Below are 12,341 nucleotides of genomic sequence, written 5' to 3'. Positions count from 1 at the left end.
AGCGTGAGCAATATCTGTCGAAAAATTATTCATAGGGAAGTCCTCTTTTCTGTGGATGTGGTCGGTAACTTCATTCTACTAGAAAAGGACTTCCTTTTTTGGTGATCGATCGTTTACACAAACTATTTTATGCTCTCTGAGAAAAGATAAGTCATAATTCACAGACGAAAGGTAGAATTAAAAAATAAATCAGAAAATTATTGTGTTAGGTAAACTTACATAAAAGTTGTTTTCTGCCCGGATGTTGCTTAGACTACAAATCAACAGCAAAAACAGTATATAGGTTTCCGCTAGCTGGAAACGCCAATGCTTTCTAGGGTTCCGCTTCTTGAAAAAGAAGGCCAGGTCCGAGAGAAAGCGGTACAGGCATTATTGTCTGTATACACGGAGGGACAAAAGCCCGGGAGAGTGAAAACTCTTCCGGGCTTTTTATTTATTTTCAGGTGCTTATATTACTAAGGGAGGCTTCATGATGGAAAAGATAATTGAAGCAGGAAGCAAATGGTCGAATGTGGTGGCAAAGGGAAAAGCAGTCCGGTTTACCGCGCTCGAGGACGGGGCCAATATTTCACTTCTGCTGTACAACGCTAAAAATACGACAGACCGTTACAATATGCCCGATTCATTAAAAGCGCAGCACACCTCGAAATTTACGAAGGGAAACATTCTGATGACCGACAATGGCCGGGCGATGGCAAGCATTATTGAAGACAGCTCAGGCTGGCATGATCCTATCGGCGGCTATTCGACCAGAGGAGGAACCGACAGCCAGTACGGTGAAACCACTTTTCAAAAGCTGTTGAACGAGTACTACCGGAGCGGTGAAGAAAACTTCGTCAAGGAGCTGATGCGTCACGGCTTAACGAAAAGAGACCTGGTGCCAAACATCAATTTATTTTCAAAGATCTATGCCGATGAAGCCGGTAACATGCATTTTGACCCGGAGCATGCCAAGACGGGAGACACGGTGACGCTCCGTCTGGAAGTGGACAGCTTAATGATCCTCTCCAATACGCCAAATCCACAGGATCCGGCAGCAGACTTTCCGTCAGTGCCGGTGAAAATGGAAGTATTTGATGTAAATGAAGCAGACGAGAATGACTATTGTGTCAACTATCATCCGGAAAACAGACGGGCGTTCGAAAATACATGGGAATATCATTCATTATTAGTATGAAGGGGAGTTTAACATGAATATGCTTGCAAAGGTACAAAGTGAAAGAACCGCGGAAACGGCCGTATATGAACAGCTGATTCCGGCAGGCGAAGGATGGATCAGGGAGCTGCAGCCCGGCCAGGTATTCCGGATTGAAGATGTGGAGGGAAATGAAGCAGCCGACACTCTCTTTTTTGATACGGAGCACCCGGAGGATCATTACAGCGCGATCAATACAATCAATGCGCAGAACAACATTTATTTAACGACCGGCTCGATGCTGAAAGCCGAATCTGGAAAGAATCTGCTTGAAATCACGGCCGATACGGTCGGGCGGCACGACACGCTCGGAGGAGCCTGCTCATCTCAAAGCAATACGGTCCGCTACGCCCATGACCGGGAGCCGATGCACAATTGCCGTGACACATTTATGTATCAACTGGCCAAATATGGTCATGATTACAGCAAGCGTGACATTGCGCCGAATATCAACTTTTTCATGAACGTGCCGGTCACGCCGGAGGGCGGTCTGGATTTTGACGACGGAATTTCGGGACCCGGTTATTACGTGGAAATGACCGCCAAATGTGCAGTCACCGCGCTCATAAGCAACTGCCCGCAGCTGAATAATCCGTGCAGCGGTTTTAATCCAACGCCGCTTCGTGTACTCATTTGGAATAAATAAATAGACCATTAAAAGGAGAGAGACTGAATGTTTCAAAAGGTACTCATTGCAAACCGTGGAGCGATTGCTGTCAGAATTGAAAGAACATTAAAAAAATTAAATATTCCGTCTGTAGCTGTGTACACGAAGGCGGACCGCGACAGTCTGCATGTGGCATACGCCGATGAAGCAGTGAATATCGGTGAGGGAGCCCCGCAGGAGAGCTACCTGAATGAAAAAAAGATTCTGGAAACAGCGCTTGAAACAGGGGCGGACGCGATTCATCCGGGGTACGGCTTTCTGAGTGAAAATGCTGATTTTGCACGTGAATGTGCGAAGCAGAACATTACGTTTATCGGCCCGGAGCCGGAGCAGATGGAGCTGTTTGGGCTGAAGCACACAGCCCGTGCTTCTGCTAAGGAAGCAGGCGTCCCTCTGCTTCCCGGCACAAATCTTCTGTCAGGACGGGCCGAAGCGGTGGAACAGGCGGCGGCGATCGGCTACCCGGTCATTTTAAAAAGCACGGCCGGCGGCGGCGGGATAGGCATGCGTATCTGCGAAAATGAATCGTCGCTCCGCGAAGCATATGAAGGTGTTAAACACCTGGCGGAATCAAATTTTAATGACGGCGGCATGTTTTTGGAAAAATACATTCCAAGCGCCCGTCACATCGAAGTTCAGATCTTTGGCAATGACGGCGGGGAGGTTGTGGCATTAGGCGAACGGGACTGCTCGCTGCAGCGGAGAAACCAAAAAGTCGTGGAGGAAACGCCGGCACCAAATATTACAAGGGAAACGAGACAGCAGATGTGGCAGGCTGCCGAGCGTCTGGCGAAGACGTCAGGATACAGAAGTGCCGGTACGGTCGAATTTCTGTATGATCCGGATGAATACGAGTTTTACTTTCTGGAGGTAAACACCCGCCTTCAGGTGGAGCACGGAGTAACAGAGGAGGTGCTCGGCATCGACCTCGTGGAATGGATGGTAAAAGAAGCAGCCGGAAGCTGGAAGGGTCTTGCGGCGAAAGTGCCTGCCTCATCGGGGCACAGCATTCAGGCCCGGGTGTACGCGGAAGACTGTGGCCGCGATTTCCGCCCGAGCGTCGGCCATATCGACCATGTCATGCTGTCAGAAAAAGCGAGAAACGAGACCTGGATCCAAAACGGCGTGGAAACGACAACGCTGTATGATCCGATGCTCGCCAAAATCATCGTGCACGCTGACAGTCGGGAGGGGGCTCTCGATAAGCTGTATGAAGCGCTTGGAGAAACCCGTTTTTACGGAGTCACCACAAACCGTCAGTACGTCCGCGGACTTCTGCAGGAGCCCCGGGTGCGGGAAGGAAACGTATTTACCCGCCTGCTGAATGATTTCGCTCCGGCGGAAAAAGCACTGGAGGTGCTGGACGGGGGCGTTCAGACGACCGTGCAGGACGTGCCGGGAAGAACCGGTCACTGGGACGTCGGTGTCCCGCCGTGCGGGCCGATGGATCCCTTCGCCTTCAGACTTGGCAATGCATTGCTGAATAATCCCGAAGACGCAAGCGGCCTGGAGCTGACCCTGCAGGGGGGATCCTACGTTTTCCGGGATGATCTTACGTTCTGTGTTACCGGCGGTGATATGGGTGCTGCTCTTGAGGGGGAAGGCATCGCTTTATATGAAACGGTGCAGGCCAAAAAAGGCCAGACGCTGACGTTTGGAAAAGCCACCGAAGGCATGAGAACCTATCTGCTGATTGAAGGTGGGTTTGATAAACCGAAGGTGCTTGGAAGCTCCTCTACGTTCACTCTTGGGGAATTCGGCGGACATGCCGGAAGAGCCCTGCGGCCGGGAGATGTACTCGGCGTCCGGGGCAGCGCGGACAGCGAAAAGCAGCAGTCGCTTGCTGCGGATGCGCGTCCGGAATTAAAACGTGAGTGGACGATCGGTATGATTCCAGGCCCGCACTGCACCCAGGAGTTTCTGCAGCCGGAATATTTGCAGCAGCTGGCAGAAGCAGAATGGGAAGTGCATTTTAACAGCTCCCGCACCGGCGTACGCCTGATTGGACCTGCACCGGCCTGGACCCGCGAAGACGGCGGTGAGGCCGGCCTGCATCCATCCAATATTCACGATAATGCCTATGCGGTCGGGACACTTGATCTGACAGGGGATATGCCGATTCTGCTCGGCCCGGACGGCCCAAGCCTGGGAGGCTTCGTATGTCCGGTGACAACAGCTTCTGCGGAGTTTTGGAAAATCGGCCAGCTGCAGCCTGGAGACAAGGTGCATTTTCAGCTGCTGACGATTGAGGAAGCCAATGATCTCCGTCAAACGCAGGAACGGTTAATTGAAGGTGTAAGAGCAGGCCAGACGGTCGAAGCAGCGGTGCTGCCAGATGAAAGTGACGTCCTGGATCCGGAATACCCGCTGCTCGTCAATGAACGGGAGGGGCGCCGGTTTCCTATTACCGTCCGGATGAGTGGTGATGAGTATCTGCTGGTGGAATACGGCGAAATGGAACTGGATTTGAAGCTTCGCTTTCAGGTGCAGGTGCTCATGGAGGCAATTGAAAAGGAAGGAATACTGCCGGTTATTGAAATGACTCCGGGCGTGCGCTCTCTGCAGATTCATATTGATCCGCTGCAGATGACAGTCCAGGAGGCCTCGCAGCATGTGCTCCGGATTGACGAGGACCTTCCGGCGCTGGAGTCGATTCAGGTGCCTTCCCGGATCGTAAGGCTTCCGCTTTCATGGAACGACCCGTCGGTGCAGCTTGCCACTGAGCGCTACCAGCAGAACGTACGGCCGGATGCTCCGTGGTGCCCGGACAATCTGGAATTTATCCGGCGCATTAACGGTCTTGAAAGTATTGACGACGTAAAGAAGATTGTGTTTGACGCAAACTATCTGGTGCTTGGACTTGGTGATGTGTATCTCGGTGCGCCGCTTGCCACACCGACAGACCCGAGACACCGGCTTGTGACAACCAAATATAACCCTGCGCGGACGTGGACACCTGAGAATGCGGTCGGTATCGGCGGGGCATATATGTGCGTGTACGGCATGGAAGGCCCGGGCGGGTATCAGTTCGTCGGCCGGACCATCCAGATGTGGAACCGGCTGCAGGCAACGGAAAGCTTTGAGCCCGGAAAACCATGGCTGCTCCGCTTTTTCGACCAGATTCAGTATTATCCGGTGTCGCATGAAGAACTGACGGAACTGCGGGAGGATTTCCTGCGCGGCCGGTTCGAGGCAGATATTACAGAAACAACCTTCGACCTGGGCGAATATCTGGCATTCCAGGAGTCGATTCAGGAAAGTGCTGCAGCGTTTAAAGAAAATCAGCAGGCAGCCTTTCAGGCAGAACGTGAACGCTGGAAAGAGCAGGGTATTGCGGAGCATATCGAGGACGACAGCGGGAATGCTGCAGTGCTTGAAGAAGAGCTGCCCGCAAACGAGACAGCTGTTCGCTGCTCGATGCCGGGAAGTGTATGGAAGGTCGAAGTAACGGAAGGACAGTACGTAAATAAAGGCGACGTGCTGGTCATTGAGGAAAGCATGAAGATGGAATTTCCACAGCAGGCTCCCGAAGAAGGATACGTAGCTTCCATTCATGTGGAGCCCGGAGACGAAGTGCAGGCAGGGCAGTTAATTGTCGGCCTGCGTGCAGAAAAAGAAAGCGGGGTGTCGGTTACATGACAGAACAATTAAACGTACAGCAGCTGTTAAAAGCTTACCGGAGCCAAAGCATAGAGCCCGAAAAAGTGATAGCCGGCATTCTCGAAAGGGCCGGGAAGTATCAGCACAAAAACATCTGGGTGCTGCCTCCATCCAAAGAGCGGATTCAGCCTTATATTGACCGTTTGGCTGCGTTTTCACCGGAGGAGCTTCCGCTGTGGGGCATACCGTTTGCTGTGAAGGATAATATCGACGTAGCGGGATGGCCGACAACAGCTGGCTGCGAAGCATACACCTACACTCCGGAAAAGCACGCCACCGTAGTGAAGCGGCTTGTGGACGCAGGCGCCATCCCGGTTGGGAAAACCAATCTGGACCAGTTTGCGACAGGGCTCGTCGGGACACGGAGTCCCTACGGAGAAACGCACAACGGACAGAAGGATGAATTGATCAGCGGCGGGTCAAGTGCAGGATCTGCCGTAGCGGTAGCGTGCGGTCTGGCTGCCTTTTCCCTCGGTACAGATACTGCAGGGTCCGGACGGGTTCCGGCCGCGCTTCATGGGCTGATCGGGTGGAAATCATCCCTTGGCGCCTGGCCGATCGCCGGCGTCGTGCCGGCATGTGAAAGCCTGGACTGTGTGACGGTATTTGCCTGGGAGATAAATGATGTTCCCCTTGTGGATCAGGCAGCCCGGGGCGTCGACCTGAATGATCCCTGGTCGAAGCCATTCGGGGATTTAAAGAAGCAAAAACCGAAAAAATGGCTGCTGCCGAAGGAAGAACCGGAATTTTACGGTCCATATGAGGAGCAGTACCGAAAAGCATGGAAAAAAACAGTGGGGCAGCTTGAAGCAGGATCGGAGGAAGTAGCCTATGTAGATACGTCTCTACTAAGCGAAGCGGCATCGGTGCTGTATGACGGCCCCTGGATTGCCGAACGCTGGGCGGGACTTGGCTCATTTGTGGAAAAACACCGCAGTGATGTCTTCCCGGTAACCGAAAAAGTGCTCTCCAAAGGAGAGGGCAGGGCATACGGGGCAGCAGAGCTATTTGAAGCGATGCACCGGCTGCAGGAAATTAAGCACCTTACCGGGCAGTGGCTCGAAAACAATGTGCTCGTGCTTCCGACATGTGGAGGGACGTGGACAAGAGAACAGGTCCGGAAAGACCCAGTACAGACAAACAGTGACATGGGGAAATATACGAATCACTGCAATCTGCTTGATATGAGTGCTATAGCACTGCCTGCCGGGGAAGCAGCACCGGAGGTACCTTTTGGTGTGACGTTGTTCAGCCGTTCAGACGCAGAAAGTCTGCTGATGGGTGCGGCAGAAAGCTGGCAGCGGACAGAGCTTTCTTTGCCGGAAGAACAAGCCGAAAAGCTGATTGCCGTATGCGGGCTCCATATGAGAGGTTTTCCACTTGAAAAGCAAATGACCGAATGCCGTGCTGAATTCGTGGAGGAAGCATTAACAGCCCCGGAATATAAACTGATACGTTTGAACAGCGAACCAGCCAAGCCCGGATTAATACGGGAGCAGACGGGAGAAGAAATTGAGGTTGAGCTGTGGCGGATGCCGATCGAAGAAGTGGGGAAGTTTGCCGCAAGGATTCCTGCTCCGTTAGGTATCGGCACGGTCAAGCTGAACGATGGACGCAGCGTGATGGGCTTTATTTGCGAAAGCAGTGCCAAAGGAGAAGATATCAGCTCCTTCAAAGGCTGGAAAAACGCAGAGGCGGCTAAATCATCGACGTAAAAAGCCAATTATGCAAAATGTTTCGCAGGGAGGAGCATGTAAATGAAGAACATAGCTGATGAGGATTTGGACCAGATGGAAAATAATCCTGGAGACACAGCACCGCTCGAAGGGAAGGAACTGGATAAGCAGAAAATCAGCCGGGGACAGCTGAGAAAAGGATTGATCAAATCATTTCTGCTGACCTCCATTGCTTTAATTGTTTTCTTTGTTCCGGTGGTAGTGGACGGGGAAACTGATGTCGTGTTCGGCTACTTGTACAACTTTCTTTTGAACCTTTCTGTGCCTTTTAGCTTGTGGCTGTTTACAGTCATGGTGCTTGCCAACGCCGTAACGAGCATTTACGTAAAGCTGTTTCCGGAACGCAGCGGACGGCTGCTGGATTACTACGGGGGAGACACGGGTATACACATTTTCTTCTACGTGCTGGGCGCAGTCTTTATGTCAGTGTACGCTCTTCACGACAGCTTTGCCGGATTCACTGGGCCGGAATGGATGGTGGGATCGGATACAGGCGGCACGATTATCCCGTCGATTGTGCTTACCGTTGGCTGGATCATCCCGTTGGCCGCTGTGTTTATGCCGCTGCTGTTAAATTACGGGGCGCTCGATTTTATCGGTTCGATCCTGGAGCCGGTCATGCGACCACTGTTTAAGGTGCCCGGCAAAAGCACGATAGACGCTATTTCTTCCTTTGTCAGCTCATCTTCTGTTGCTATTTTAATTACAAGCAGTCTGTACCGGATGAATGTTTATACAAAGCGCGAAGCCATAGCAATTGCTACAAGCTTCAGTGCAGTCAGTGTCGGATTTGCAGTGCTTGTTATTAACACCGCAGAGTTAAGCCAGGATTTTCTGCAGGTCTACTTTTCCGGTATGCTGATTGCGTTTATTATTTCCTTCTTTATGATCCGGATTCCGCCCCTGTCGAAGCAGCCCGACGTTTATTTTGACGGACGGGAGCAGACAGAAGAAGAAAGACAGGGAGAGGCGAAGTTTGAGTTTGGTATTATTCCGCGCGGCTTTCAGCGCGCTGCCAAAAGAGCTGAAACAGCCCGGCCGCTTGGCTCAGAAGTGAAGACAAGTATAGCGGGAGCGCTCGGTGTGCTTCCGAGAGTGGTGGCCATGCTTGCTTCTATCGGTATTACCGGCCTGATCGTCGCTGAGTATACTCCGTTGTTTAATTGGCTCGGAATGCCGTTCATCCCGCTTTTAAATATTCTCGGCGTGCCTAATGCGGCAATGATTGCCCCGTCGATCCCCGTAGGTATTGCTGAAATGTTTCTGCCGGTTCTTTTAATTGCGGGAGATCTGGCAGCACTTGAAGCAGGGGCGATTTATTTTGTAACGACGCTCTCGTTAGTACAGATTGTGTTCTTTTCTGAATCCATTGTAGTGATTAAAGCAACGAGAATGCCGGTAAAGCTCTGGGAACTCGTCGTCTGCTTTTTTGAACGCACGCTCATTGCGATTCCTATTATCGCTTTATTCATGCACATCATGTACTGAATAAAAAAGACGCCTTTTGCGGGCGTCTTTTTGCATGCACTCATATTATTGAAAAATAGCGGTGTACTGAAAGCCGAGCCGTCTGTAGTTCTGCCTTCGGTACATGTCGCGAGGGGTATCCTCCTGGTCTGCGACGAGAAAGATTGCTTTATCCGGAAAAAGGTTCATGGCAAACTGCTGCAGGGCGTGGCCGATGCCTTTTCGCTGCAGTTCATCATGTACAAACAGGTTATCCATTTCTACAGCATGGTCGCCGGCAATCAGTTCCACAAAGCCGGCAGGCCGTCCGTGGTGGTAGGCGATCAGCTGAATAAACGAAGCATCATAAAACTGCTGTTCGAGCATGTGCTGTTTTTGGGCCGCATACGCTTCGCCGAGAGGGAGGTCCTGCTCAAGCTGCATCGCGAGAAATATAGGCAGATTTTCAACATCGACGCGCTGGATATCGCATCCTTCAGGGGCGTTTTTTTGCGGAAAGTCATCCGGCCGGATGGCGTACAGCTCCATGACGCTCACATCATACAGGGTACTGAGCAGATACTGATTTAATGCCAGTGGGAGCTCTGTATTCGGCGGAAAATGAAATTTCAAATGCTTTTGGCCCCGGGCTCTGTGAAAATCGCTTAAGTAAGCTTCGATTTCCTGGAAGTAATCAGGGGCCGGCATCTGTTTAAATGATATAAAATTGCTGTCGAAGTGATCCTTCCATTCTATGGAATGGTAGTGCCGGTAATCGCGGTGGTTTTCGATGAGCGACCCCGGAGTATGCACATGGTGAAACGTAATGGGAATCACGGGTATCAGGCCTTTCGGTGGGTAATAAAGAAATTTTATTTTACGGGGGCTGTTACGATAATAACTGTACTTTTGTCTTTTTCAAAATTCCAGTCGATAAAGATATCTTCCACTTGAGCGCCTAAAAGGTCGGTGGACAGGTCTTCCTCCATGAATAATTCCTTTTCGAGCTCGCGTTTGGCAATTTTTAAAACGTCCTCGTATCCAAGGGCGATCAGCCGTTTCTCAATGGGTACGAGTATTCCGGTGCGTACAATCAGTGTCGTCCGGTTGTTCACCTGTACCGAAGAGACGTCATCAGGCACGCGCTCTGCCTTACTGCTCGTTTCCCCGATCACCTGCTCGAGTCTTTGCTTGTTTGGATAGTTTTTTTCGATCGGTTCTGACACTCTGCCGGCATTTTTATAGGACTCCGGCTTTAACCCGATGATCACTCCGGAACGGCGGTTCATGTTCCAGTCGTAAAACAGTTCGTTTAGTTCAATGCCGGTCGTGCTTTCAAGGTAGCGCTTCACTTCGGGAATAATTGTTTTCATCATGCTTTCCCGGAGTTCATGCACGGCTTCTGCGCCTTCGTCTTCAAGCAGATGCTCCTCGATGGAGGACATGAATTCTCGCAGGAAAATAATAGCATGGGTTTCTCCGAGCGTCACGTAGGCCGCCTGGGGCCTTTTCCGAAAGAGTCTCTGAGCAGACGTCCAACGTAGCTTGCGATGTCCTTTTGTTTCGCCTGAATATCGATCACTGGAATTCTCCTTTATTATTAATTTTTTTATAATATATATAATAAAAAAGGTAGATATTTCATTACTTATATGATAATTTTAATATGTTGATCATAAGATTGTTGGAAATGAAGCCGACGATCCGTGACGTTTATCTTAAGTAGAATCAGGAATGTAAAAATATCTATACCATCGGCCGGATAAGAAAAGACAAAGTGCTTTTTCTTCACAGCCAGTATCAAGAGCTTTCTTGGTACTGGCTTTTTAGTCCACTAACCTCTGGAGGAGATGGGTAATATGGAGCTTCGATACGCGTACTGGTGCGATAGAAAGTTAAGTGAAGTTATTGTCGGACGAGAAACGGATCTGGATTATTTAAAGAAAAAGGGATATATGATTTATTTCTGTCGTGACAATGCTGAGCTGTATAATGCCGTAAAAAGCTACCGGATGCAGGAGTGGATCATTACCATAGTATCTGAATTGCCCGAATTTTCCGAACTTCTCCATCGTGAATACACACGTGAAAATATGCGTGTGTAATACATTAATTTCGTCCAATTACTATAACACAAAAATGGAACTGAAAGCATTCAGGTGGCTACGACAGCTCAGAAAGAAGGCAGGCAAGGTCATAGAAATGCCGTTGAATCAAAGGTTCAAGTGACCGGTTATACAGGCTTGCTGCCGGATGATACAGCGGGAAAATTATATAGTGCTCCCGGCTCCATACGTACTCCTCCGCTGCAGCGTTCACCTGCCGGACAGGAGATGTAAATTGTATGCCGGCGGTATGCGGCATATGCGGTGAACGTCCGAAGAGCCGCCAGTACGGGGTGCGTCCCATCGGACAAAGAATCTTAGGCGCAGCTGAGCGGATCTCCCGATCGAGAAGCGGGGCATGGGCCATAATTTCCTTTTGATTCGGTGCGCGGTTATATTTGCGCGCGGCACCGGAGGGCGTTTTGCCCCAGCGGTACGGACGGCTTTTGATCGTGCGGGTAACGTAAATGTCCTCCAACGGGAATGGCAGAGCCTCCAAATAGGACAGAAACTTTCTCCCGGCGCGTCCGTCGTAAGGGCCGCCGCCTGTAATTTCCGTTTCACCCGGCGCCTCGCCGATCATCATGACGAAAGGATCGATCGGGTTCGGCCCGTTAAGAAAGCCTTCACACCGATATTCTTCCATTCTTCTTTTCGCTTCCTCCACTTCGGCTTCTGGAAGCATATGTATCCCCTCCTGCATACGTCCTGACTTTTCTATACCCGGGCGCGAAATATTCTATACTTGTGATAGGATATATAAAGGAGGTGGGACGCGTGCAGCAGAAGCACATTATGTGGTTTGACATTATATTTTACGTCGTGTTTCCAATCTTCATCTGGAACATGGCGCGGGATTATACAGGTGATTATATAGCGATGCTTATATCCTCGGTACCGGGGATTATTTATACAGTGTACCGCTTCGTACTGCTGAAAAAGGTGAATACGTTCGGTATTTATATGATCGCCACCCTGATTATCGGCACCGTCCTCGATCTTATTGCCGGCGGCGGATTGCAGCTTTTGTGGAATAATATTTACTACGATTTTGTTATGGGTGCATTTTTTATTTTCACCGTTATTTTTATGCGACCGATCTGGCTCTTTTTCACCGTTGATTTTATGGAGCTTCAGGGCGGGGACCGCGAGCAGCTGAAAAAGCAGTTTTACGTGCGCAAATACTTATGGGTGTTTCAGGCGATCACGCTGTTTTTTGCCCTCCGGGAATTTATTCTCGCGTTCGTTAAAATCTGGCTCGTGCAAAGCTATGGCGTGGAGGCCTTCGACGAAGGTATTATTCTGCGGCAGGTGCTATCGTGGACGATGAGCTTTATCGCGGTGGTCGGGTTTATCTTTATCGCCAAATGGCTGCATGAAGACGGTATCGACGCCGGGGAAATCACCAACAGCGGTCAAGACGCCGAAAGCGAAGAGCAGGACGGAGAAAAAGAGGAAGAAACGCCGGAAAACGAGCGGGAAAAAACATCTGAGCAACGAACGTAAACAAAAAGCAGCCGGCGCCGGCTGCT

10 protein-coding genes and 1 riboswitch are annotated in these 12,341 nt (G+C 50.6%); of the genes, 7 read left to right on the top strand and 3 right to left on the bottom strand.

All coding sequences use genetic code 11. From position 1 onward, the window contains the following. Positions 1-302: 302 nt before the first annotated feature. Positions 303-409, top strand: a riboswitch (guanidine-I (ykkC/yxkD leader). A 63-nt stretch (positions 410-472) separates the two neighbouring features. Genes ACTTK7_RS05430 through ACTTK7_RS05410 form a run of 5 tightly spaced genes read left to right on the top strand, consistent with a single transcriptional unit; the run spans position 473 to position 8,746 of the window. Continuing rightward, positions 473-1,177, top strand: coding sequence for an urea amidolyase associated protein UAAP1 (locus tag ACTTK7_RS05430; protein WP_462866435.1), 705 nt, complete (start codon positions 473-475; stop codon positions 1,175-1,177). A 13-nt stretch (positions 1,178-1,190) separates the two neighbouring features. Then, positions 1,191-1,841 (top strand): urea amidolyase associated protein UAAP2, encoded by a 651-nt coding sequence (locus ACTTK7_RS05425; protein WP_462866433.1) that lies wholly within the window; start codon positions 1,191-1,193, stop codon positions 1,839-1,841. Between the two features lie 27 nt (positions 1,842-1,868). Next, complete coding sequence (uca, locus tag ACTTK7_RS05420; protein ID WP_462866431.1) at positions 1,869-5,501, top strand: urea carboxylase; 3,633 nt, start codon at positions 1,869-1,871, stop codon at positions 5,499-5,501. Next, on the top strand, positions 5,498-7,237 hold the full coding sequence (atzF, locus tag ACTTK7_RS05415; RefSeq protein ID WP_462866429.1) for an allophanate hydrolase: 1,740 nt from the start codon (positions 5,498-5,500) through the stop codon (positions 7,235-7,237). Before uca ends, atzF begins: the two co-directional genes overlap by 4 nt. 42 nt (positions 7,238-7,279) lie before the next feature. Continuing rightward, the gene (locus ACTTK7_RS05410) at positions 7,280-8,746 is read left to right on the top strand and encodes a YjiH family protein (RefSeq protein WP_462866427.1); all 1,467 of its coding nucleotides are present in this window, start codon (positions 7,280-7,282) and stop codon (positions 8,744-8,746) included. A gap of 45 nt (positions 8,747-8,791) precedes the next feature. Here ACTTK7_RS05410 and ACTTK7_RS05405 read toward each other — a convergent pair whose 3' ends face one another. Continuing rightward, complete coding sequence (locus ACTTK7_RS05405; protein WP_462866425.1) at positions 8,792-9,541, bottom strand: GNAT family N-acetyltransferase; 750 nt, start codon at positions 9,539-9,541, stop codon at positions 8,792-8,794. 35 nt (positions 9,542-9,576) lie between these two features. Continuing rightward, a complete protein-coding gene (locus ACTTK7_RS05400) occupies positions 9,577-10,302 on the bottom strand; it encodes a Na-translocating system protein MpsC family protein (RefSeq protein WP_462866446.1) in 726 nt (241 codons plus the stop codon). 261 nt (positions 10,303-10,563) lie between these two features. Between ACTTK7_RS05400 and ACTTK7_RS05395 the strand changes: the two genes are divergently transcribed. Further along, positions 10,564-10,809: a hypothetical protein gene (locus ACTTK7_RS05395; RefSeq protein ID WP_462866423.1), complete on the top strand. Its 246-nt coding sequence runs from the start codon at positions 10,564-10,566 to the stop codon at positions 10,807-10,809. A 58-nt stretch (positions 10,810-10,867) separates the two neighbouring features. On the opposite strand, the gene ACTTK7_RS05390 is transcribed toward ACTTK7_RS05395, so the two are convergent. Continuing rightward, the gene (locus ACTTK7_RS05390; RefSeq protein ID WP_462866422.1) at positions 10,868-11,494 is read right to left on the bottom strand and encodes a uracil-DNA glycosylase; all 627 of its coding nucleotides are present in this window, start codon (positions 11,492-11,494) and stop codon (positions 10,868-10,870) included. 92 nt (positions 11,495-11,586) lie between these two features. Here ACTTK7_RS05390 and ACTTK7_RS05385 point away from each other — a divergent pair, with 92 nt between their 5' ends. After that, positions 11,587-12,315: a VC0807 family protein gene (locus ACTTK7_RS05385; RefSeq protein WP_462866420.1), complete on the top strand. Its 729-nt coding sequence runs from the start codon at positions 11,587-11,589 to the stop codon at positions 12,313-12,315. Positions 12,316-12,341 lie beyond the last annotated feature (26 nt).

The sequence above is a fragment of the Marinococcus tarijensis genome, assembly GCF_054971385.1.
The sequence above is the reverse complement of the archived record's forward strand: the minus strand, read 5'-3'. Positions and strand labels throughout refer to the sequence as shown.